The 21677-nt window shown below is 59.5% G+C and carries 23 protein-coding genes; 4 read left to right on the top strand and 19 right to left on the bottom strand.

Going from position 1 to position 21677, the window contains the following annotated elements:
- Both HMPREF3101_RS05965 and HMPREF3101_RS05960 read left to right on the top strand, forming a co-directional pair.
- Nucleotides 1-571, top strand: a 571-nt coding sequence (locus HMPREF3101_RS05965) for a hypothetical protein (RefSeq protein WP_210386175.1), incomplete at its 5' end; no start/stop codon positions are given.
- A 268-nt stretch (nucleotides 572-839) separates the two neighbouring features.
- Complete coding sequence (locus HMPREF3101_RS05960; protein ID WP_141737372.1) at nucleotides 840-1064, top strand: hypothetical protein; 225 nt, start codon at nucleotides 840-842, stop codon at nucleotides 1062-1064.
- Here the strand turns inward: HMPREF3101_RS05960 and HMPREF3101_RS05955 are convergent.
- From HMPREF3101_RS05955 to hisD, 17 genes are all read right to left on the bottom strand, one after another.
- Nucleotides 1061-3067, bottom strand: coding sequence for a TRAP transporter permease (locus HMPREF3101_RS05955; RefSeq protein WP_070463650.1), 2007 nt, complete (start codon nucleotides 3065-3067; stop codon nucleotides 1061-1063). The genes HMPREF3101_RS05960 and HMPREF3101_RS05955 overlap by 4 nt on opposite strands.
- A 29-nt stretch (nucleotides 3068-3096) precedes the next feature.
- Nucleotides 3097-3582, bottom strand: a complete 486-nt coding sequence (locus HMPREF3101_RS05950; protein WP_070463649.1) for a DUF1850 domain-containing protein — start codon at nucleotides 3580-3582, stop codon at nucleotides 3097-3099.
- A 16-nt stretch (nucleotides 3583-3598) separates the two neighbouring features.
- Nucleotides 3599-4594, bottom strand: a complete 996-nt coding sequence (locus HMPREF3101_RS05945) for a TAXI family TRAP transporter solute-binding subunit (RefSeq protein WP_070463648.1) — start codon at nucleotides 4592-4594, stop codon at nucleotides 3599-3601.
- Nucleotides 4595-4686: 92 nt separating this feature from the next.
- The gene (locus tag HMPREF3101_RS05940; RefSeq protein ID WP_070463647.1) at nucleotides 4687-7125 is read right to left on the bottom strand and encodes an excinuclease ABC subunit UvrA; all 2439 of its coding nucleotides are present in this window, start codon (nucleotides 7123-7125) and stop codon (nucleotides 4687-4689) included.
- Between the two features lie 18 nt (nucleotides 7126-7143).
- Entirely contained in the window at nucleotides 7144-8568 is a 1425-nt protein-coding gene (gene pyk, locus HMPREF3101_RS05935; RefSeq protein WP_070463646.1) for a pyruvate kinase, read from the bottom strand.
- Between the two features lie 14 nt (nucleotides 8569-8582).
- Nucleotides 8583-9464: a prolipoprotein diacylglyceryl transferase gene (lgt, locus tag HMPREF3101_RS05930; RefSeq protein ID WP_070463666.1), complete on the bottom strand. Its 882-nt coding sequence runs from the start codon at nucleotides 9462-9464 to the stop codon at nucleotides 8583-8585.
- A 10-nt stretch (nucleotides 9465-9474) separates the two neighbouring features.
- Entirely contained in the window at nucleotides 9475-10290 is an 816-nt protein-coding gene (locus HMPREF3101_RS05925) for an indole-3-glycerol phosphate synthase TrpC (protein ID WP_070463645.1), read from the bottom strand.
- 19 nt (nucleotides 10291-10309) lie between these two features.
- Complete coding sequence (locus HMPREF3101_RS05920; RefSeq protein WP_070463644.1) at nucleotides 10310-10954, bottom strand: TIGR02234 family membrane protein; 645 nt, start codon at nucleotides 10952-10954, stop codon at nucleotides 10310-10312.
- Nucleotides 10954-11331 carry a phosphoribosyl-AMP cyclohydrolase gene (gene hisI / locus HMPREF3101_RS05915; RefSeq protein WP_070463643.1) on the bottom strand — a complete coding sequence of 126 codons (378 nt, stop codon included), beginning with the start codon at nucleotides 11329-11331 and terminating at the stop codon, nucleotides 10954-10956. Before hisI ends, HMPREF3101_RS05920 begins: the two co-directional genes overlap by 1 nt.
- Nucleotides 11332-12111 (bottom strand): imidazole glycerol phosphate synthase subunit HisF, encoded by a 780-nt coding sequence (gene hisF, locus HMPREF3101_RS05910; protein WP_070463641.1) that lies wholly within the window; start codon nucleotides 12109-12111, stop codon nucleotides 11332-11334.
- A gap of 13 nt (nucleotides 12112-12124) precedes the next feature.
- Complete coding sequence (locus HMPREF3101_RS05905; RefSeq protein ID WP_070463639.1) at nucleotides 12125-12928, bottom strand: inositol monophosphatase family protein; 804 nt, start codon at nucleotides 12926-12928, stop codon at nucleotides 12125-12127.
- Between the two features lie 2 nt (nucleotides 12929-12930).
- A complete protein-coding gene (gene priA, locus HMPREF3101_RS05900; protein ID WP_070463637.1) occupies nucleotides 12931-13668 on the bottom strand; it encodes a bifunctional 1-(5-phosphoribosyl)-5-((5-phosphoribosylamino)methylideneamino)imidazole-4-carboxamide isomerase/phosphoribosylanthranilate isomerase PriA in 738 nt (245 codons plus the stop codon).
- Between the two features lie 10 nt (nucleotides 13669-13678).
- Nucleotides 13679-14326, bottom strand: a complete 648-nt coding sequence (hisH, locus tag HMPREF3101_RS05895) for an imidazole glycerol phosphate synthase subunit HisH (protein WP_070463636.1) — start codon at nucleotides 14324-14326, stop codon at nucleotides 13679-13681.
- A gap of 11 nt (nucleotides 14327-14337) precedes the next feature.
- Nucleotides 14338-15588 carry an MFS transporter gene (locus HMPREF3101_RS05890; RefSeq protein ID WP_246816660.1) on the bottom strand — a complete coding sequence of 417 codons (1251 nt, stop codon included), beginning with the start codon at nucleotides 15586-15588 and terminating at the stop codon, nucleotides 14338-14340.
- A gap of 111 nt (nucleotides 15589-15699) precedes the next feature.
- Entirely contained in the window at nucleotides 15700-16320 is a 621-nt protein-coding gene (hisB, locus tag HMPREF3101_RS05885; RefSeq protein WP_070463632.1) for an imidazoleglycerol-phosphate dehydratase HisB, read from the bottom strand.
- On the bottom strand, nucleotides 16313-17401 hold the full coding sequence (locus HMPREF3101_RS05880; protein ID WP_070463630.1) for a histidinol-phosphate transaminase: 1089 nt from the start codon (nucleotides 17399-17401) through the stop codon (nucleotides 16313-16315). Before HMPREF3101_RS05880 ends, hisB begins: the two co-directional genes overlap by 8 nt.
- Before the next feature lie 5 nt (nucleotides 17402-17406).
- Nucleotides 17407-18714: a histidinol dehydrogenase gene (hisD, locus tag HMPREF3101_RS05875; protein WP_070463628.1), complete on the bottom strand. Its 1308-nt coding sequence runs from the start codon at nucleotides 18712-18714 to the stop codon at nucleotides 17407-17409.
- Between the two features lie 50 nt (nucleotides 18715-18764).
- Here hisD and HMPREF3101_RS05870 point away from each other — a divergent pair, with 50 nt between their 5' ends.
- On the top strand, nucleotides 18765-19784 hold the full coding sequence (locus HMPREF3101_RS05870) for a YbjN domain-containing protein (protein WP_070463627.1): 1020 nt from the start codon (nucleotides 18765-18767) through the stop codon (nucleotides 19782-19784).
- Here the strand turns inward: HMPREF3101_RS05870 and HMPREF3101_RS05865 are convergent.
- Nucleotides 19750-20259 carry a hypothetical protein gene (locus tag HMPREF3101_RS05865; protein ID WP_141737371.1) on the bottom strand — a complete coding sequence of 170 codons (510 nt, stop codon included), beginning with the start codon at nucleotides 20257-20259 and terminating at the stop codon, nucleotides 19750-19752. The two genes, HMPREF3101_RS05870 and HMPREF3101_RS05865, sit on opposite strands and share 35 nt — an antisense overlap.
- Nucleotides 20238-20975 (bottom strand): nuclear transport factor 2 family protein, encoded by a 738-nt coding sequence (locus tag HMPREF3101_RS05860; protein ID WP_141737370.1) that lies wholly within the window; start codon nucleotides 20973-20975, stop codon nucleotides 20238-20240. Before HMPREF3101_RS05860 ends, HMPREF3101_RS05865 begins: the two co-directional genes overlap by 22 nt.
- 153 nt (nucleotides 20976-21128) lie before the next feature.
- On the opposite strand from HMPREF3101_RS05860, the gene HMPREF3101_RS05855 reads away from it, so the two are divergent.
- The gene (locus HMPREF3101_RS05855) at nucleotides 21129-21677 is read left to right on the top strand and encodes a TetR family transcriptional regulator (RefSeq protein ID WP_070463621.1); all 549 of its coding nucleotides are present in this window, start codon (nucleotides 21129-21131) and stop codon (nucleotides 21675-21677) included.

Genomic DNA, 21677 nt, shown 5'->3' with positions numbered 1-21677 from the left:
CCAGGTGGCTCGTGGGCCGTTGTGTATCACTCGGCGGTTCCAAACCAGGCTTGAACAAACAGCAGATTCGGTTTCGTGGACCGATGGGCCAGCCAATCGATTGGTACTCGTGGCCATTGCAGGATCCTGGGGTGTTGGTGCGGGAGGTGTTGCTATTCTCCATCTCACCTCCTCTTCCTCCCGTGATCCGTTCGTCACCTTCGTCGTCGGGGTGGGGTCAATCTGTATGTCCACTTTCCTTCTGCTGCAGGCCGCACTGGTACGCAAAAGGATCACCGTCAGGGAAAATAGTGTGGAGATTTGTCGAAGAATCTTCCCGTTCAAGCCCTCGGTAAAAGTCGTCTCCCCTGTCAGTGAGGCAACAATGGTGGCAACCAACCTGCGGCCCGTTCCGACATTCGCACTACGGATACGCGGCGAAGGCCTTCCCTTGCGGGGTTTGCGAATCGTGCTGCCCTATTACCAAAACGCAACTCCGGAAGACCTCAAGTACCTGCTGGAGCAACTACTTCCCATGCCCCAAGTAAACGAACGCGACGGACGGCAGTACCCGGAAACCCTGCAAACCTAACTCGCCCGTCGATTCTTGCCATGCAGCTAAAAGATGCAGCTAAAGGTGTACGTAACGCCACGGTAGCTTCAACCCGCCTTTCATGCGGCGTCGGCTGCGTTGACGGTGTTGACGGTGTTAACTTTCCAGGTGCTGCAGGTGTTAATGTGGTGATTCGCAGGAAGTCGGCTAGGCGCACAGCAGCACTAGACTTGTTGTCGCCGATGGCGCATTGCTTTCCTTCGATGGGGATGCTCTGGTGGTGCCGGAGGGAACCAAACTTCCCAGCGTGACTCTGCATCAGATCACTACCCGTGCAAAGCAGCTTGGGAGGCAAGTGATCAGTCGGCCGTTGACGCTGGAGCACGCGGCAGCGAACCCCCTGTGGTTTTGTAATTCGCTGCATGGAATCAGCCTGGTTGACCAACTACGCACCGAAACAAAAACCACCACCCCACCGGCACACCCGGATGTGGCCGAGTGGCGGGCGTGGTGGTGGAATCAGTTCCGCTAAATATTGCTGATGGAAAGCATATCCTGCTTCTTCGCAGCGACACACTGAATGGCAATGGCAACGATTGCGATGCCAAGGCCGATGGCGTCGGTCATCAGGTCTGGCGCCATCATCGTCAGTGCCGCCGCGGCGAACAAAACACGCACAATCGGGTTGGCGTTGACCATGAAGTGGCCCTCAACGGAAACCGAGAGCAGAAGCACGCCAACGGTTCCGGTGATGGCAACGAGGATTGCCTGGCCAGCGTTGACATCTTGCAGCAGCATCGCCGGGTTGAACACGAAGATGAACGGAATGATGTAGCCGGCAAGTGACAGCCGCATGGACTGGAAACCAGTCTTGACCGGATCCGCGCCGGACAGGCCTGCGGCGGCAAAGGATGCAAGCGCCACCGGCGGGGTGATGTTTGCGAACAGGCCGAAGTAAAACACGAACAGGTGCGCAACCAGCGGCTCTACCCCCAGCTGCCCCAGCGCTGGTGCCGCCATGGTAGCGGTGATGATGTAGGTCGGAATGGACGGTAGGCCCATGCCGAGGATGATGCAGGCGATCATGGTCAGGATCAGAGAGAATAGTAGGTTGCCTGCGCCAATGGTCACAATGGCGTTTGCCAGCTTCACCCCGAAGCCGGTGAGCGTCACCACACCCACGATCACGCCGACAGCCGCACAGGCGATGGAGACAGACACGGAGGTCTTCGCGCCATCTGCAAGCGCGTCAATCATGTCCTGAATGCTCATGCGGGTGGTCTTGCGCAGCTGCGCAACCACGGCCGTGACCAAGATGGTCAGCAGCGCGGACAGCAGGATGGTGCGGCCGGTGAAAAACAGCATGTAGATCAAAAACAGCAGCGGGATCATCAGGTGACCGCGCTCCTTCAGCACCTCAGCAACTGCCGGCAGGTTCTCACGGGAAATGCCCTTCAGACCATCGCGGGTGGCGCGCAGGTGAACCTGAGCAATTACGCCGAGGTAATACAACAGCGCCGGAATCAGTGCCGCGATAGCAATGTCGCGGTAAGGCATGCCAAGGGTCTCTGCCATGATGAAGGCCGCAGCACCCATAATCGGCGGCAGAATCTGGCCACCTACGGATGCGGAAGCCTCAACCGCACCGGCGAACACCGGCTTGTAGCCAACACGCTTCATCAACGGAATGGTGAATGCACCGGTGGTGACAACGTTTGCTACAGCAGCACCGTTGATGGAGCCAAGGAAACCGGAGGCAACAACCGCCACCTTTGCCGGGCCACCACGAGACTGACCAGCCAAAGCGAGCGCAATGTCGTTGAAGAACTGGCCCATGCCAGACTTCTGCAGCACCGCACCGAACAGGACAAACAGGAAAATGTAGGACGCAGCCACGCCGATTGCGGTGCCGTAGATTCCCTCGGTGGTCAGGTAGAGGAAGTTGAACGTGGAATCCCAGCTGTACCCGCGGTGGCGGAACATACCGGGGATCTCGCGACCGAACACTGCATACAGCACGAACAGCACGCCAAGTACCGGCAACGCCCAACCAGAGATACGCCGCGCTGCTTCAAGCACAAGTAGCACGAGCACCGCCGCCATGATGACGTCCCAAGTGGTGGCAACACCCGCACGACGCACAATGTCGTCGTAGTTCACGTACACGTAGACCGCGGTGGCGATAGAAAGCAGGATCAAAATCACGTCATAAATTGGAATTTTGGTCCGAGACGCCTTCTTCACCGGCGGGTACATGGCAAACGCCAGCGCCAAGATCATGGCAACGTGCACCGAGCGGTGGATCAGCACCGGAGGGGTGCCAAAGTATGCCGTGTACATGTGGTACAGCGACACAATCACCGCAAAGATGGTCAGGCCGATAGCTAGCGGGCGGGACGTGAAGCTGCGCTGGCGTGACTCGCGGTCAAACTCTTCAAGAATCGCCTGAGTATCCGGCTTCACATCAACAGTGTCCGCAGTGCCGGAACTGTCATTGTTCGTCCCATCGTTGGGATTAGTGATCTTCGTTGACATGGAATTGCCTTTTCATTGATTTGTTAGCGTCACTCAACCGTTGCCTTGAGAAATATTCGCTCTGGAAGATCGTCTCTAAGAACAAACGGAGCTTTTGCATCTGTGTACGACACGGTCAAAGTATGCTGCGTCGCCCGGGAGTGCACCCAGGTCACTTCCTTGTAGTGGTGGTGAAGATCAGCAATGTGAACCTCGCCGTTTTTAACAGTGGTGGTTCCACCGATATCCGTCGGGGCGCCTGCGCCGTAAGACTTCAAATAAACATCCGTCAGCTGCAGACCATCGCGGCCAATCTCGTAGCGCTCCCGCCACGGCGTTTTCTCAATGGAGTGGATCCACGCCAGTTCCATTGAAGAAACATCAGCAACGGGAGCGTCGAAATACGTTGCCCCACTCTTTTGGTCAGAGATAACAAAATGGGGCTCACGCAGTGGCGCCCCAAGGAAAGCGAGCGCCGCAATCACCACAACTAGTGCGGTAACTGCGGCAAAAACGCTACGCCGAAATTTGGCCACAAGCAGGGCACACTACTTAGAGCGCGCCGACCTCCTCGTAGTAACGGCGAGCACCCGGGTGCAACTCAGTTGCCAGACCCTCCTCAACAGAATCAAGGGTGATCTTCTTCGCAGCGTTGTGCGCCCCCTGGATCTCCTCAAGGTTTTCAAACAGTGCCTTGGTGATCGCATACACCTCATCATCAGACAGGTGCGGCGACACCAGCAGCTGGTTGGTGATCGTCGCGGTCAAAACGTCCTCTTCCTGGTCGTAGGTGCCGCCAGGAATCGGCTCATTGTCAAAGAACGGGTACTTTGCCTGCAGCGCCTCAAAGCCTGCCCCCTCGATCGGGACAACAACCACGTCAGCGGTGGTTGCCAGGTCCATCACGGAGGAGTTCGGCAGACCGGAGGTAACAAACGCTGCGTCAATCTGGCCGTTTTTCATCTGGTCGATGGAGTCTGCATAGGACAGGAAGTCCTCGCTGATGTCCTCGTAGCTCATGCCATAGGCCTCAAGGATCATCTGCGCATTGAGCTCCACACCGGAGTTCTTGTCACCCACGCCAACACGCTTGCCCTTCAGATCTTCCACGGACTGGATGCCGGAGCCCGCCGTGGTCACAATCTGCACGTAGTTCGGGTACAAAGCGGTAATAGCCTTCAGTTCAGACGCACCACCTTTGCCCTCGAACGGGCCGGTGCCCTCGATTGCCTGGCGGGTTGCGTCACCCATGGCGAAGGCGACCTCAGCGTTGCCGTCCAAAAGCAGCTGCACGTTCTCAACCGAAGCGCCGGTGGCCTGCACGGACGAGTCAGCACCCAGCTCGCGGTTCAGAATCTGCGACATGGTCGCACCGATCTGGTAGTATGGGCCGGATGTGCCACCGGTTGCGATGGTGACAAAATCAACGTTGGCTTCGCCCGCTGCGTTCGAGTCTGCGGAATCGCCAGTGCTGCTGCCGGTATCGGAGCAGCCAGTCAGAATGAGGGATGCGGCCAGGAACGTGGCGGCAAGAGTGCGAGTACGCATTCGAATTTCCTTTGATTGACGGGACAATAACAACTCGCACCGTACAGTGATCTACTCAACATTTCACGCGTTTTCTCTAATTTTTTACGCGCTTACCCCTGCCGCTGGGACAGCACTCGCCCCGTCGCGGTGTCACAGGCAGCCAGGTCAGCAGGCGTGCCATTCGCAATCACTTGACCGCCGTCAGCTCCGGCGCCCGGGCCCATTTCAATCACGCGGTCTGCCTGCGCGATCACTGACAGATCATGTTCGACCACAATGACCGTCTGTCCCGCATCGACCAGACTGTTGAGCTCTGCCACCAGCAACGCAACATCGGCCGGGTGCAGGCCCGTGGTCGGCTCATCCAGCAGGTATACCGTGTGGCCGCGACGCGAGTTTCTCGCACGCTGCAGCTCCGTTGCCAGCTTGATGCGTTGCGCCTCACCACCGGAAAGCTCCGGTGCACCTTGCCCCAAGCGAAGATAACCCAGCCCCACTGCCTGGAGTGTTTCCAAAGCACGCAGGATTTTCGTCTCTTTTGCAAAAACGCCGGCTGCCTCATCAACGGTCAGGTCCAGCACCTGGGCAATCGTCATCCCCTGCCAGGTCACCTCAAGCGTCGCATCGTTGTAGCGCGCACCGCCGCAATCCGGGCAGGTGGTGTAGGACCCCGGCAGGAACACCAACTCCACCTCGATCTTGCCCGCTCCACCACACGTTGGGCATTGGCCTTGCTTGACGTTGTAGGAAAACCGCGACACGTTCCAGCCACGTCGCTTGGCTTCGTCGGTGTCGGCGAAGAGTTTGCGTACTGCGTCGAAAAGACTGGTATAGGTTGCCAGAGTTGAACGCGGCGTGCGCCCGATCGGCTTCTGGGTGATCTGCACGATTCGGCTAACAGCGTCAGTGCCTGCTTGCTTATCGACGCCCCATGCCCCCTCATCCACCACTTCCCCATCATCCTCCGGCACGGATCTGGTTACAGTGTTGGTTGCGGTGTTGGTTGCAGCGCGAAGCACACCGGCAAGCACAGTGGAAACCAGCGTGGACTTACCAGAGCCGGACACACCAGCCACTGCTGTGAACTGTCCAAGCCCGAAGTCAACATCCAGGCCGTCAATGGAGCGAGCGTGGATGCCGGACAAGGTGAGGGTACCGGTGGCTGGACGTGGGGCGTCCTTAAGCAAAAGGCTCCTCGAGTCCAGTGCACGCGCGGTAGGGGTATCGCCGGTGTACTCGCTGGTGGGGCCGGAGTAGACCACCTCGCCGCCGCCCTCCCCGGCGAGTGGACCGACGTCAACCAACCAGTCGGTTTGGGCGACCAGGTTCATATCGTGTTCTACAAGCAACACGGAATTGCCAGCAGCAATGAAGCGGCGGCAAATGTCTAACACCGCGTCACGCTCAGCAGGGTGCAACCCGGCAGACGGCTCATCCAGAACATACGCTACCCCGAACAGGCCACTGCGCAGCTGCGCAGAAAGTCGAATGCGCTGCAGCTCACCGGCTGACAACGTGCGCGCCGGCCGGTCCAGACTCAAGTGTGCAAGGCCTAAATCCAGCGCCGACTGCACCGCCGGCAGAATCTGCTTCAGAAGTAGATCCTCCGCCGAACCTTCCTGAGGCGTCTGGGCATCCAACACCTCATAGACGCGATCCAGCGGCAAGGCACCAAGCTGATCAATCGGCAAACCGGCATAGGTGACCTTGAGCGCTTCCGGGTTCAGACGCCGCCCGCCACAAGTCTCACATACGCGTGACTCCATGTAGGACAACACGCGTTTACGCAGCGTATTCGACTGGGTTTCCGCCAAGGTAGTAGTCAGGTAGGACGCCACGGAGCGCCAGGTGCCCTGGTAGTTTCGTTGGATCTGATCCGCGCCGCGAACCGGCTTCACGGTCACTACCGGGCGCTCATCAGTAAACAGAATCCAGTCCCGGTCTTCCTTCGGCAGGTCCTGCCACGCGCTATCTAGGTCATAGCCCAAGGTCTGCAGAATATCGTGGAAATTCTTGCCAGCCCAGGCACCGGGCCAGGCTTGAATTGCGCCAGCTTCAATCGACAGCGTTGGGTCCGGCACCATCGAAGCCTCAGTCGGCTCATGCACCACACCCGTGCCCTGACACGTCGGACACATGCCCTCAGGTGTGTTGGGTGAGAAGGAATCCGAATAAAGGCCCTTCGGGTTATCCCCGGCGCGCGAATACAGCAGGCGAATACTATTCGATAACGCGGAGACCGTTCCCACAGTTGATCGTGCCCCACCGCCGGAGGTGGATTGCTCCAGCGCCACAGTTGGCGGCAGCCCCTCAACAGATCCCACCTGCGGGTCAACAGCTGACCCGATCAGACGCCGCGCAAACGGCGCCACCGACTCGAAATAGCGCCGCTGCCCCTCCCCGTGAATCGTGCCAAAGGCAAGCGAAGACTTACCAGAACCCGAAACGCCCGTTACCGCCACCAGCGTTCCACGTGGGATATCCACATCCACGTTGCGCAGATTGTGCAAGTGAGCGTCACGTACCTGGATGCCATCTCGAGCAGTCATGGCATCCAGGGTATCTACTTACGGATTACGCGTGTCCTCGCCCAACTGGTGCACGTGAATCGTGTTCGTGGTGCCAGCAACCCCCGGCGGGATACCTGCAACCACCACCATCGTTTCGCCCTTCTTGTAGCTATCAAGCGCGAGCAAGATGTCATCCACTGTGCGAATCATGTCATCTGTGGAGTAGACGTCTGGGCACAGGAACGTCTCCACACCCCACGTGATCGCAAGCTGAGAACGCACCTGCTGCACCGGCGTGAACACCAAAAGTGGCAGGTCTGGGTGCAGACGAGCCACGCGGCGCGCCGTGTCACCAGAGGTGGTGAACGTGACAATTGCGCGCGCATTCAGGCGGCTAGCAATGTCATTTGCGGAAAACGACACCACACCACGCTTGGTGCGCGGAATGTGATTCAGCGGCGGGACCGTGCCCATGGTCTCGGCAGAACGCACGATTCTGCTCATGGTGCGCACCACGTTGTGCGGGTCAACACCAACCGATGTCTCGCCGGAAAGCATCACCGCATCCGCGCCATCAAGCACCGCGTTAGCCACATCGGATGCCTCAGCACGCGTCGGGCGCGAGTTATCAATCATGGAATCAAGCATCTGCGTAGCCACAATCACCGGCTTCGCGTTCTCACGCGCAATCTGAATCACGCGCTTTTGCACCAGCGGCACCTGCTCCAGCGGGATCTCCACACCAAGATCACCACGAGCCACCATCACCGCATCGAATGCCAAGATGATGGACTCCAGCGCGTCAACCGCCTCCGGCTTCTCCAGCTTCGCAATAACCGGAACGCGGCGGCCAACCTCATCCATGATCTCGTGTACCAAATCCACATCGGACGGCGAGCGAACGAAGGAAAGCGCAATCATGTCCACGCCCATACGCAGCGCGAAGCGCAAGTCTTCCTTGTCCTTCTCACTCAACGCTGGCACGGAAATAGCCATGCCAGGAAGAGACACACCCTTGTTGTTGGACACAGGGCCACCCTCGGTGACCTTGCACACCACATCGTTGCCATCAACTTCGATGCAGACGAGGCCGACCTTGCCATCGTCTACAAGCAACCTGTCCCCCGGCTCCGCATCCTGCGCAAGCTGCTTGTACGTGGTGGAAACCCTGTCGTGCGTGCCCACAACATCATCAACGGTGATGCGGACAATCTCACCAGTCTCCCAGTACGTTTTGCCATCCCCCTCAAACCGGCCCAGGCGAATCTTCGGACCCTGCAAGTCAGCCAGGATGCCCACGGCGTGGCCAGTCTCATCCGTAGCCTCACGGACCCAGCGGTAATTCTGCTCATGATCCGGGTAGTCGCCGTGGGAGAAGTTCAGACGAGCGACATCCATGCCCTCGCGGACAAGACCCACAATGGCATCTTTGCTTGCCACTGCGGGACCCAAGGTACATACAATCTTTGTTCTTCTATCCACGCGCCCAACCTTACTCAGTTTTCGCGCTCATGCGCGTTCGCGGGATCCACCTCCTGCGGGGTTTCGCGTCCACGCTCAGCACGCAGGAACAACACCAGCGCCACGATAAACAAGATCCCAGACACCCACGTGTTCACACGCTGGCCCAAAATCATCGTCGCCGCATCAGTGCGCATCAACTCAATGAAGAACCTTCCGAACGTGTAGCCGGCAACATACAGCCACAGCACACGCCCGTGCCCAAGCGTGAACCTGCGATCCGCCCAAATCAGCAGCGCGAAGATGCACACGTTCCAGATCAGCTCATACAAAAACGTCGGGTGAACGCTAGCGATGACTTCGCCGGTGGAATGGCCGTTCAGCGGTGAATAATTACCTGCGGAATCCACACGGTAGTAAATGTCGAGCGCCCAGGGCACATCTGTTACCGCGCCGTAGAGCTCCTGGTTAAACCAGTTGCCCAAACGCCCAATGCCTTGGGCCAAGATCACGCCGGGAGCAAGCGCGTCCGCAAGTGGCAAAAAAGGCAGCTTTTTCACCCGCATCATCACCATCAGCGCCACAGCGCCTAGCGCCACCGCACCCCAAATACCGAGGCCGCCTGCGGTGATATTGAATGCCTGCAGCGGGTCTTTCCCTGCTCCGAAGTACTTATCATGATCCGTGATCACGTGATAGAGACGGCCACCGATAATGCCGGCAGGGATGACAACAATCAGTGCGTCCCACACCGTGTCCGCACTGCCGCCGCGTGCTTGGTAGCGACGGATGCCAATAAACGTAGCCACAATGATGCCGGTCATAATGCACAGCGCATACGCACGGATAGGCACCGGGCCAAGGTGCCACACACCCTGTGGCGGCGATGGGATGTTAGCCAAGATCATGGTTTGCACCCCCAGCACACTACCGTCTCGGGCAGGAGGGGTGTTGTCCAGCCGCAGCAAGCTTGCGCGTAGCGGCAAAGATATCGTCACCGCTCATGATCGCTTCCGCCGCCAACACGGCATCCGCACCACTTGAGGCCGCATCCAACAGGTCACGCACAGAAGTCACGCCACCCAGCGAAATCTTGATCACCTCGCTGGGTAGGCCGGGCACAATCTCAGCGAAGACGCCGTGGCGCAAATCGTTGGTGTCAAAGGTCCAAGAGTTCACCGCGATCACGCTCGCCCCCACCCTCAGCGCCAAGTCCGCTTCTTCAGGCGTGCGCACCTCCGCCATCACCACCATGCCCAGCGATTCCGCGCGGTCTAGAAGAGCCGCCAGCCTGGCTTCCTCCAAAATCCCCACCTGCAGCGGCAGCACGTCCGCGCCGTAGCAGCGCGCTTCATGGATCTGATACGGATCCACAATCACGTCGCGGCACACCATTGGCAGACTCACTGCTGCACGGGCGGCGGCCATGTCGTGCAGGGAGCCATCAAAACGCAGGCGCTCAGTCTGGCATGCAATTAGGTGCGCCCCGCCGTCTTCAATAGCTTTCGACACTTCAGCAATCGCCCGTCGATCAACCCTGGTCGGGCCAAAGACGGGCGAGTTCAGCTTGATTTCTGCAATCACACTGCAGCCCGGCCGCAAAAGCGCGGCACGGGCGTCTCGCGTGGGTTCCATGTCACGGGAGCGCGCCTTGATCTCCTTGAAAGGCACTTGAGCTTCCCGCTTTTCGACGTCACGCAGCACCCCGTCCACCACCGGATTAACCACGCTCGACCCCAGCATGTGCCTAAGGCTAGTGCGCCTAGCGCTCTGTGGAGAAATCGGTGGGATCAATATCCGCGTCCAGCGCGTCCCACATAACGCGGCCTGAGTCAGGTCGCGCCTCCATGTCTTCTTCGAGATGCTTGCGCCGCACCGCCTCTTTTTCGTACTTGCTCAGCTTCGGTGCGTCCTTGCCTGGACGCAGCGCAACAATGACCGCACCCACCATGGCAAGCGCCGCACCAAGCAGTGTGAGCAGTGGAAACGCTGTGGAGACGTCCGTGGAGGTGATCTTTGCCCACTCCGAAATCAGCTCCGCTTTCGACGCTGTTGTTTGCGCTGCGTCTGCACCAGAGGTCAAAAGCGCGTGCACACGCTCCGCATCGGCCCCGCGCGCAAGCAGCAGCGCCGGCGAGACCGCTGCACCGACAGCGGCAATGGCGGAGATGATCGCTGTGGTGCGGCGACCTAGGCGTCGTAAAGCAAAAGCCCCCAAGGCGCCGACGAACAGCAAAAGCGCAACGGCGGTGGTCTCCGTAGACCAGTCCGCACCACGGATCTGGGCAACACCACCGCCGGATAGAGAATCCTCATAGGTGGCGGTGATCCATGGCACACGCGAAAACACAGCCAACAGCGTGGCGCCAAGCGCGATCAGCATCGCCCCAATTCTGTGCGGCGCCATCACAGCAACACATCCGCGTCAAAACACGTGCGATCGCCCGTGTGGCAGGCCCCACCCGTTTGCCGCACCGTAACCAGAATCGTGTCGCCATCACAATCCAGCGCCACCGACTCCACTGCTTGCACGTTTCCTGAGGTCAAGCCCTTGATCCAGTACTCTTTGCGCGAACGCGAATAGTACGTGCCACGACGCGTAGCCAACGTGTGCGCGAGCGCGTGGTCATCCATCCACGCCATCATCAGCACCTCGCGCGTGTCAACCGCCTGCACAATCGCAGGGACAAGGCCAGCCGCGTTGCGCCTAAGACGTGCAGCAATGTCCGGGTCTAGCTCAAAATCGGCCGGGTTGGTGAGCTCCTGAGACACTTCTTGAGGCATCTAACGCACCTCATAACCCGCGTCAGCCAGCGCCTGCTTCACCTCGGCGATAGACACCTCACCAAAGTGGAAGATAGACGCCGCGAGCACCGCATCCGCACCCGCTGATACCGCCGGCGGGAAGTGCGCAGCGCTACCCGCGCCACCAGAGGCGATCACTGGAATGCTCACCGCCGCGCGAACCTGGCGCAAAAGCTCAAGATCGAAGCCTTCCTTCGTGCCGTCACCATCCATGGAGTTCAGCAGGATCTCACCAACACCCAACTGCTCGCCGGTACGTGCCCACTCAATGGCATCCAGTCCAGCGGAGCGAGTACCACCATGCGTGGTCACCTCGAAACCGGAAGGCGTGGTCTCTGCGCCGGAGGCGTCAGTGCAGCGTCGCGCATCAACAGAGAGCACAATGCACTGGGAGCCAAACTCCTGCGCCAGTTCACGCAGCAGCTCTGGTCGCGCAATCGCTGCAGTGTTCACGCTGACCTTGTCCGCGCCGGCGCGCAGCAGCTCACGCACATCATCAGCACTGCGCACACCGCCACCAACGGTCAGTGGGATAAACACCTGGTCCGCGGTTCGGCGCACAACCTCAAGCATCGTGCCGCGGCCCTCTTTAGATGCAGTGACGTCCAAAAACGTCAACTCATCTGCACCCTCTTCGCCATAACGCTTGGCTAACTCCACTGGGTCGCCAGCATCTTTGAGGTTTTCAAAATTCACACCCTTGACCACGCGGCCGTTATCCACGTCCAGGCAGGGAATCACTCGCACAGCTACGGTCATGGCTGCTCCTTATTTATGTATTTGCGGATATGTGCAACATGCTACTGAGCACCGTCTCATGCGCTGACGGCGCACCAACGATCGCCCCTACACTCTCAGGCGTCCACGGCCCTCCATCCACGTCCGTGACTATCGCTCCAGCGCAACGCGCAAGCAGAACACCTGCGGCGTTGTCCCACACATACGGGGAAAAGCTCACTGCCGCCCGGTAGATACCAAGCGCTACAAACGCCAGGTCCACGCCAACGGATCCGGAGATACGTGGGCGCAACGGGCCGTCTGCAAGCAGACCGATCAAGGCCAGACGCAGCGGCGCTGGGAAGCGCACTCGGTCATCTGAGCCAACCGAACCAACGCCCACCTGTGCGGCACGCCCCTGCCCACCGGTGTCCTCTAATGGCGGCAGCACCTCACCGTTACACACCACTGGGCCGCCTGCGCAGGCAGAAACGTGCAAGCCCAACAGCGGCATGTCTACGACTGCGAGGACCGGCTGGCCTTCCAACACGAGAGAGACCAAAATAGCGCAATTCGGGTTGCCGGCGGAGTAGTTCGACGTGCCGTCTATAGGATCGAGCACCCAGCAGGCCTCCGGGGTGAACTCGCCGCCGTTTTCCTCCCCAAAGACGTTGATACCGGTTTCCCTGCGCAGGTGTTCACGCAGCAGCGCCTCAATTGCTAAATCAGCCTCGGTGGCAAAATCACCCTTGCCTTTGATCAAGGCAGGCGCCGCACCTCGGTGAGCCAACAGCACCTCACGCGCCTTGGCCACAGCCTCAAGCGCAACGTCCAAATAGCGCTGAATATCCGCCGACACGGCTAGCAGGCACCTACTGCAGCAAGCGCCTCACGCAGAGTAAAGCGCTTCTCATACAGCGCCTTGCCAATGATGACAGAATCAATGCCTTCGTCCGCGTAGGAGGCAATCTGCGTGACGTCTTCAATCGTGGCAATACCACCGGAAGCCGTAACAAACGCGTCCGTCGCGGCAGAGACCTCACGCAACAGCTCCACGTTCGGGCCAGCTAGCGTGCCGTCTTTGCTCACGTCAGTGACCACGAACCTGGTGCAGCCCGCAGCATCAAAACGCTCGAGCACCTCCCACAGGTCCCCACCGTCAGAAGTCCAACCATTGCCCTTGGCCTGCCACTGCCCGTTTTCTTCACGCACCGCAAGATCAATAGCCACCTTGTCGCCGTAGCGCGCAATAACAGACTCCATCCACTCCGGATTCTGCAGCGCGGCGGTACCAATGTTCACGCGCTTTGCTCCGGTTGCCAGGGCGCGCTCCAGACTTGCATCGTCCCGAATGCCGCCGGTCAGCTCCACATTGATGTCTAACTGGCGGGTGATGTCTGCCATCAGCTCATGGTTGGATCCGCGCCCAAAGGCCGCATCCAAATCCACAAAGTGCAACCAGGTCGCGCCCTCGTCCTGCCACTGCTTGGCCGCAGAAAGGGGGTCCCCGTAGACTTTTTCAGTTCCGGCTTCCCCCTGATCCAGGCGAACAGCCTGGCCATTAACCACATCGACAGCTGGCAGCAGAGTAAATGTCATAGCGGCTAGTCTAACCCAGCTGTTTCACCCAGTTGCGCAGTAGCGCCAGGCCCGCATCCCCGGACTTTTCCGGGTGGAACTGCGTTGCCCAAAGTGGGCCGTTTTCAACAGCTGCCACAAACCGGGAGTGCCCGTGCTGCGCCCACGCCACCTTGGGGTATGCAATGAAGTCATCTTCCTGCAGCGGAAACTCCCGTGCGGCATACGAGTGCACAAAGTAGAAGCGCGCATCTGGGTCGATGCCATCAAACATGACGGTGTCCTTGGGCTGCTCCACGGTATTCCACCCCATATGGGGCAGCACTGGGGCTTGAAGCTTATCCACGCTGCCCGGCCACTCTCCCAGCCCTTTCGCCTCAACCCCGTGCTCCACGCCTGTTTCGAACATGACCTGCATGCCAACGCAGATCCCCAACACTGGGCGCGACCCTGCGAGGCGCTGGCCAACAATGCGCGGCCCACCAACCGCATTCAGCCCCTGCATACACGCCGCGAACGCACCAACGCCTGGTACGACAAGGCCCGTGGCCTCAACAGCTTCCTTGGGGTCGCGGGTGACGTTGACCTGTGCGCCGACGTGCTCAAGGGCACGTTGAGCAGAACGTAGGTTTCCTGCGCCATAATCTAAAAGTGCTACCGAGGGTTGGTGTGTAGACATGGGCGTTGATTTTAGCGCTTCGGCCTTCTGCGCCCCGGTACCTGTACGGACTTCAGGCGAACCGCAAGGTTGTTCACTTCCACCACACGATAGCGGCCCAGCTGTCTATCCAGCAGGGTCACGCCAAGTCCGAGCAGAATCACCGTTGCAGCGATGCCAAACATGGGGGCAAAGGTCATTCCCGCCAGCATCATGCCGTAAACCGTGGAGCCAATTCCCGTGCCGCTGTCGTACGAAATGTTCCAAATCGCAGAAGCTTGGGATGCTTTCGAGCGCGGCAGACGGTAGAACATCATGGTCAGTGCCTCATTTTGCACAGCACCGAAACCAAGCCCGTAGAAGATCACTGCGATGGCCATTGTCCAAACCGGCAGTTCCATCACAAGAATCACCGTGATCATAAAAACACCAATCGCTGCGCAAATTTGCGACGGTATGACCACGCTTCCCGGCTGTCCTTTACGGTCAGTCACGCGGCCTGCATAAAAGCGCGAGAGCATGACGGCAAAGTTGAGCAGACCCAGCATTACACCGCCAAAGGCTGCGCCGTGTGTGGCATCCAACTCCCGCATGGACGCGGGAAGGAAGTTAGTAATCGCGCCGTACGCAGTTGCGATAAACAACATCGCCAAAGCAGGCACAAGGACCAGGTGCCACGTTGGCACACGAATCACGTTGGTGGAGGCATGATCCTCAGCAGCTGGCATCAGTGTCGGGATCAGCACCGCCGCAAACAATGAGAGCAACCCGACGATGGCTCCGATGACGTAGACCCCGTTGTAGCCCACTGCGTCTACAAGCAAAAGGCCCAACGGTAAAGCGACCATTTGGGACGCCCCAACGAACAACCCCAGCGACCCCGTAGCACGCCCAAGCATGCGCAGCGGCACAAGTTCCGCGACAATCGCTGCCTGCGCCACCGACAAGGCGCCAAAGCCAACACCGCGAATCGCACTCACCGTCAGCAGCACGCCAGGCTCCATCCCAAGCATGTAGCCAAAAGCGGGTCCGCCAAGCAGCAGCGCTGAGGTGAACATGACTAAGCGATACCCACACACACGCAAAAGCAATGGAGTGAGCACTTGGGTAGTCACCGCGAACAGCATGAATATGCCAGTGCTTAGCCCCGCAAGCATTTCGGAGCCGCCAGCGTCCAACACGGCTGTAGGAACAACTGGCAGGAGCATTGACCATGCGATGAAAGCGGAAGCCACCGTGAACATGACGGTGACCATGCCTCGGGCCCGCCACACCGATGTCACACCACTTACTTCTTCTGGTGTTAACGGCCTACGCGCCCTTGAAAAAGCGCCGATCAACGCCACTGTCACGCTCCCTTCTGTGTGTTCGCTTTTCAGTTACCTCATTGGATTTTAGAGGGCACCTTTTGTGGAAGGGATACCGCTCACCTTCGGATCCGCTTCGGCCGCCTGACGGAGAGCGCGTGCCACCGCTTTGTACTCAGCTTCCGTGATGTGGTGGGGGTCCCGACCGTAGCGCACGTTTACATGCAGGGTAACCGCGGAGTTCAACGCCAGCGTTTCAAAAAAGTGCCGGTTGATCACGGTGGCATAGTGGCCGCCGATGATCTGCCAGTCCATGTTTTCCGGCTCACCATTCATGACAAAGTAGGGCCTGCCGGAGAAATCTACGACCGCCTCGACCAGCGTTTCGTCCATAGGAAGCAGCATCGAGCCGAAGCGGCGAATGCCTGCTTTGTTCCCAATCGCCTCAGCCAGCGCGCGACCCAGCACAATGGCGGTGTCCTCCACCGTGTGGTGCGCGTCAATGTGAGTGTCGCCCTTCGCAGTCACGGTCAAGTCAAACGCACCGTGGGTGCCAAAGGCGTTCAACATATGGTCAAAAAACGGCAGACCGGTATCTACATTGCACTTGCCGGTGCCGTCCAGATTGATCTCTACCGTGATGTCCGACTCACTTGTCGTACGCGCCCCGCGCCCAATACGCGGCGCATCCACTACCCCATCAGCCATTGATTATCTCCTTCGCTGCCTGCAAAAATGCGTCATTTTCCGTGTCTAGACCAATGGTCACACGCAGCCGGTGCGGCACGCCAACGTCTCGAATCAAAACCCCGCGGTCCAGGAACTGCTGCCACGCAGAAGCAGCATCCTCGAAGCGCCCGAAGAACAGGAAGTTCGACTCACTCGGCACCACGTCATAGCCCATAGCAAGAAGCTCCGCTTGGACCCGCTCACGTTCACGGGAGAGCTTCTCCACCGTTGCCAGCGTGTCGTTGGCATGCTTCAGCGCCACCGTCGCCGCAGCCTGGGAGAGCACCGACAGGTGGTAGGGCAGGCGCACCAGCATCACGGCCTGAACAAACGCGGGGTCGGCCACGAAGTACCCGAGACGGCCTCCAGCAAAGTCGAACGCCTTGCTCATCGTGCGGCTAACCACAAGTTTCTGCGGGTACTCAGACACCAGCGTGCACGCAGATGGGGACGGCGAAAACTCTGCATAGGCTTCATCCACAATCACAATGCCCGGCGCGGTTTGGATGATGCGCTCGATGTCTGCAATGTCGGTGACGTCACCGGTGGGGTTGTTCGGGGTAGTGACAAAGATAACGTCAGGCTGGTGCTTGGCAATTGCGGCAAGCGCCACATCCATATCAATGCGGAAGTCTTCACCACGAGGCACGCCGATAAATTCGGTCTGGGTCCCGGCGCACAGGATCGGGTGCATGGAGTAGCTAGGGATAAAGCCCATGGCGCTGCGGCCCGGTCCACCGAAAGCTTGCAGCAATTGCTGGAGCACTTCGTTGGAGCCGTTGGCTGCCCAGACGTGCTCGCGCGTGACTGCTACCCCGGTCTGGGTGGTCACGTAGGCCGCCAGCGCGTCGCGCAGTACTACAGCGTCGCGCTCCGGGTAGCGGTTGAGTCCGCTTGCCACCTTTTGTACTTCTGCAACGAGGTCTGCAATCAGCGCATCCGACGGCGGGTAGGGGTTCTCGTTGGTGTTAAGGGCCACGGCAACATCCAGCTGCGGTGCGCCGTAGGCGTGCTTGCCACGCAGCTCCTCGCGCAGTGGGAGCTTATCTGGAGACGTCATGGGGTTTAGTCCTCCATCCTTGCGGCGATTGCTTCGCCGTGTGCGGGCAGTTGCTCGTCTTTGGCCAGCGCAATGATGTGGTGGCCAATGTCTCGCATGGCTGCCTTGTCGTATTCAATCAGGTTGACTGGGCGAAGGAACGTATGCGTGCTCAGCCCAGCGTTGAAGCGTGCCGTACCAGAGGTTGGCAAGACGTGATTGGAGCCTGCGGCGTAGTCGCCCAGCGGCACCGGAGAGTACGGCCCGATGAAGATTGCGCCCGCATTCGTGATGCGCTGCGCCACCTCACGAGCGTTTGCGGTGTGGATCTCCAAGTGCTCGGCGGCGTACGCGTTGGCAACGGCAATGCCCTGCTCCATGTCGCGCACCAGCACCACGCCAGATTGCTTGCCACCAAGTGCGGAGGCTGCGCGATCCGCGTTGAGGGTTTGTGCACTGAAGCGTTCCACCTTGTCCACAACGTCTTGTGCAAAGGTTTCCGAGTCTGTGATCAGCACGCTCGCGGCGTTCTCGTCGTGCTCGGCCTGCGAGATCAGGTCGAGGGCAACGTAGGTGGAGTTCGCACCAGCGTCTGCAAGCACCGCGATCTCACTGGGGCCTGCCTCTGCATCGATGCCAACAACGCCATTGACCAGGCGCTTAGCCGCCGCAACGAAGATGTTGCCTGGCCCAGTGATCATGTCCACCGGCTCCAGTTCATGTGCGTCATCGCCGTAGGCCATCAGCGCCACGGCCTGCGCGCCGCCAACAGCCCAGATCTCGTCCACCCCCAGCAGCTTGCAGGCAGCCAGGATCGTCGGGTGCGGCCAACCACCAAAGTCTGCCTGTGGCGGGGTGCAGACCACCATGGACTCCGCGCCGGCTTCCTGGGCGGGGATCACATTCATCAGCACACTGGATGGGTAGACAGCCTTACCACCCGGCACGTACAAACCCACGCGTGCCACAGGCAGGAACGTCTCCGTCACCGTTGCGCCATCTGCCAGCGTGGTGGTGTGTGCGGCAGGCTTCTGCTCCGCATGCACCTTGCGAATGCGCGCGATTGCCTCCTTCAGCGCGGCGCGCAGCTCAGGGGTTAGTCCGGCCTCGGCGGCGTCGATGACTTCTGCTGGCACCTGCACGGACGTTGGGCGCACATGGTCAAACTGTTGACCGTATGCAAGCGCGCGCTCAGCGCCTTCTTCACGCACAGCCTCAATAATCGGCGCCACCGTTGGCAGCACTGAGGCGACATCGACGCCTCCTCGCGGCATAAGGCGGCGCAGCTGAGAAGTAGTTGGAGTTTGGTCCCGGAGATCGGTCACGTGCAGCATTTGTCTAAGTCTATCCCTGTCAGTGGCTCAGCGGGCCTAAACTCACCCACATGGGTAGACACAGGCGAGTAGAAAGCGGCCGAAACCATGAGCCGCTTGAAGAAGTCACCCTTACGCGAGTAGCTGCTGCGTTGCATGGCTTGGGCTTTGACACGCTGACTCGCCCGGATCGGGTGGTGGTTGGCCTGCCCACGGCAACGCTGACTGTGTGGATTTCCTACCAGCGTCCGCAGACGCTTGTGTTGGACGCGGTAGATCGCATCCCCACAGCTTTTGAGGCTGCGACTGACCTCGCCCAGCTTTGCAACCAGTGGAATCGTGATCAGTTGGGTCCGGTTGCCTCGTGCCGCTTGCTGGATGCTGGTGATTTCCGTGTCCGCCTGCGCAGCGCGATCCCCATTCGCTATGGGCTCAGCGATGCTCAGCTGCTAACATTCCTGGCCAACTTCTGCGAGCAGCAGCAGGGGTTTGCCACACAGCTGCGCGCACATACGCTGCCCATTGGTTTTGATACCCCGCTTCCGCCCGCGCTGATGCGCTCCCAGGATCATCAGGCGTTGCTCAAGGAGCTTCTGCTTGACGACGCTGCGTTTCACGCGCCCGACCTCTACACCCCTCCCCCAGCGTTGAGCATGCCAAAGCCAGTGGATTTGGAGGCACTCAAGACCTCGCTGGAGGCGCTCGAGTTTTCCTACGCGGTGACTGACGGGGTCATTGCCACCGGTGTCAACGGGGTGACGTTTGCACTGATGGTGGACACCGGTGCTTACATCCGTGTGGCGTCCATGTGGGATACCGGCCTGCATGAGAGATCAGCGTTCTTACGCACCTGGCTTGCGTGCAACGACGTGACTGATCACGCCCTTGGCACCGGTGTGTACCTACACAAAGATCTAGCAACCCTGCACGTGCAGGCGGAAGCGTCGCTGCCGATTGTTAACGGCCTGAGTGATCAGCAGCGCGACAACTTTGTCATCACCGCGATCCTGTCGTGCCTTGCCGCCATGGATCGGGTCAGTGTGATCGTATCTGGCGCTACGTACGTTCAGTGGCCGCCAAGTACGCCATAACGTTTCGCAGCCAGTAGATCGTTGCCGCAACAAACGGTGCCACTACCCACACGGCTGGCGTGGCCAGGGGTGGTGCGATCCGTGTGGGGTCACCACGGTGCTGCATGAGTGCCACCGTGTCGCCGACAGCAATCACGGTGAACGTGGCCGCCACGGCAACGGCAATCAGCCACAGCAGGTAGCCGACGCGTCTTCGTTGGTACCACGCGACGGTGGCCAGCACCACGCCGATAACGGCAGCAGTGACGCTGAGCCAACCAACAGTGGCAAATATGGCGTTCGGGTCGCTTGCCATCTCATCGACAGCGCCAGCGGCGTCAATAACCAGGGTCGGGCGAAGCATTCCCCATGCAAGCCCGCCGACTACACCAATCCCAAGCCCCGCAAGCAGAAGCCCTGCGACACTACCAACAGCAGGGTCAATACGCAGCCTGCGTGCGCTCGAAGGCCGACTTAGTTCGTACACACCTTCCACTTGCCATCTTCCTTAGCAAACAGCATCACGCTTTCGTTCTCACCGGCGTTGGTCTTGCTGTGCACAGTGGCGGATGCACGATCCCCTTCAACACGGACGTCGGACACACTGACCTCAGAGCGCGGCAGGTCAAGGGGTTCCCCATTCGACTTTGCAAGCGCCTCCTGCTGAGCCGAAATTTCCTCCATCATATCCAAGGTCACACCCTGACGCTCAAGCTCCTCCATCGCGGGCTCACGAACAGCAGCGCAAGAGTTTTCTATGATCACCCTGCTCCATTTAGCAAAGGATTCCGGATTACCAATCTTGGTCACCACCTCTTGCATCTCCCTGCGCTCTGCGTCAGTGCCTTCGCGGCCACCTGCAAGCGGCTCAAACGTCGGCTCCTCAAGGCCATCCTCAAGCGGGTTGATCAGCGTCGGAATCGCTTGGTCTCCGTGATTGCCTTCATCCTTCTTCTCACCATTACGGTCCTTCTTCCCCGCACTGGTGGTTGGCTTCGCCTCAGAGGACTTCGACGTTTCATTCTCTGCCGACGGCCCTTCAGCAACGCTGGCGTCCGTCGCATTGGCAGCCCCTGGCGCGGTAGCTGCGGTGGAAAGACCCCCACCCGCGGTGGTTTCAGAATCAGATCCACACGCGGTTAGCGTGCAGGACAATACGACTGCTGCGGCGGCCACTGCGACAGACTTCTTCGAAGCTAAGGGAAGCGTCACGGAACTAATCTCTCCTCAAAAATGGACTACATGACTACATGGACTACATCCAGTGAAATATTCTCCGACCGATTCTAACAGCGTCAAGCTGGGCTTATTGTCCAACAGCCTTGTAAGCCCTCTGAATCCTTTCTGTGAGTACAGTGAGCAACTATGCAACTCACCGGCGCATCAATCACCGAAGCGGCGCTTGACATTCTGCGCCAATACGGGCTGGCGGATGTCACCATGCGCCGCGTTGCCACTTCCCTTGGCGTCGCCCCTGGCGCGTTGTACTGGCACATTGCCAACAAACAGGCACTCATCGCTTCCTTGGCAGAGGCAATTGTTGCCCCGGTTTTGGCTTCCGGAACGGACGACCCTGAAGCATTGTGCGCCCAGCTTTATTCATGTGCACTGGACATTCGGGACGGGGCTGAGGTTGTCGTCACCGCCCTCGGCTATCCGGAGGCTTCCCTCGGCACGGCACTGACGCAGCGTTTTGAAGAGGTGGTTGAGGCAAGGGTGGGCGACGTGGCGTCGATAAGCAACAAGCGCGCCGCGGCGAGCGGACTGCTACACATGACCCTGGGAGCAGCCGCCGTGGAACAGTCGGGAGCCCAGCTTGCAGAGCTGACGGGTAGGTCAGCCGCCCGCAGTGAGCACGATCATGCAACGGCTGTTCGACTGCTGCTCAACGGCTTGTGCTCGCCGGGCGTATGA

Origin of the sequence: Corynebacterium sp. HMSC29G08, assembly GCF_001806875.1 — a bacterium.
Taxonomy (GTDB): Bacteria; Actinomycetota; Actinomycetes; order Mycobacteriales; family Mycobacteriaceae; genus Corynebacterium.
The sequence above is the reverse complement of the archived record's forward strand: the minus strand, read 5'-3'. Positions and strand labels throughout refer to the sequence as shown.

Coding starts and splice junctions, on each gene's coding strand:
- HMPREF3101_RS05955 (WP_070463650.1), bottom strand. CDS start 3,067: ATGTCAACGAAGATCACTAATCCCAACGATGGGACGAACAATGACAGT.
- HMPREF3101_RS05945 (WP_070463648.1), bottom strand. CDS start 4,594: ATGCGTACTCGCACTCTTGCCGCCACGTTCCTGGCCGCATCCCTCATT.
- HMPREF3101_RS05940 (WP_070463647.1), bottom strand. CDS start 7,125: ATGACTGCTCGAGATGGCATCCAGGTACGTGACGCTCACTTGCACAAT.
- HMPREF3101_RS05925 (WP_070463645.1), bottom strand. CDS start 10,290: ATGCTGGGGTCGAGCGTGGTTAATCCGGTGGTGGACGGGGTGCTGCGT.
- HMPREF3101_RS05920 (WP_070463644.1), bottom strand. CDS start 10,954: ATGGCGCCGCACAGAATTGGGGCGATGCTGATCGCGCTTGGCGCCACG.
- hisI (WP_070463643.1), bottom strand. CDS start 11,331: ATGCCTCAAGAAGTGTCTCAGGAGCTCACCAACCCGGCCGATTTTGAG.
- hisF (WP_070463641.1), bottom strand. CDS start 12,111: ATGACCGTAGCTGTGCGAGTGATTCCCTGCCTGGACGTGGATAACGGC.
- priA (WP_070463637.1), bottom strand. CDS start 13,668: ATGACATTTACTCTGCTGCCAGCTGTCGATGTGGTTAATGGCCAGGCT.
- hisH (WP_070463636.1), bottom strand. CDS start 14,326: ATGTCTACACACCAACCCTCGGTAGCACTTTTAGATTATGGCGCAGGA.
- hisB (WP_070463632.1), bottom strand. CDS start 16,320: ATGGCTGATGGGGTAGTGGATGCGCCGCGTATTGGGCGCGGGGCGCGT.
- HMPREF3101_RS05880 (WP_070463630.1), bottom strand. CDS start 17,401: ATGACGTCTCCAGATAAGCTCCCACTGCGCGAGGAGCTGCGTGGCAAG.
- hisD (WP_070463628.1), bottom strand. CDS start 18,714: ATGCTGCACGTGACCGATCTCCGGGACCAAACTCCAACTACTTCTCAG.
- HMPREF3101_RS05870 (WP_070463627.1), top strand. CDS start 18,765: ATGGGTAGACACAGGCGAGTAGAAAGCGGCCGAAACCATGAGCCGCTT.
- HMPREF3101_RS05855 (WP_070463621.1), top strand. CDS start 21,129: ATGCAACTCACCGGCGCATCAATCACCGAAGCGGCGCTTGACATTCTG.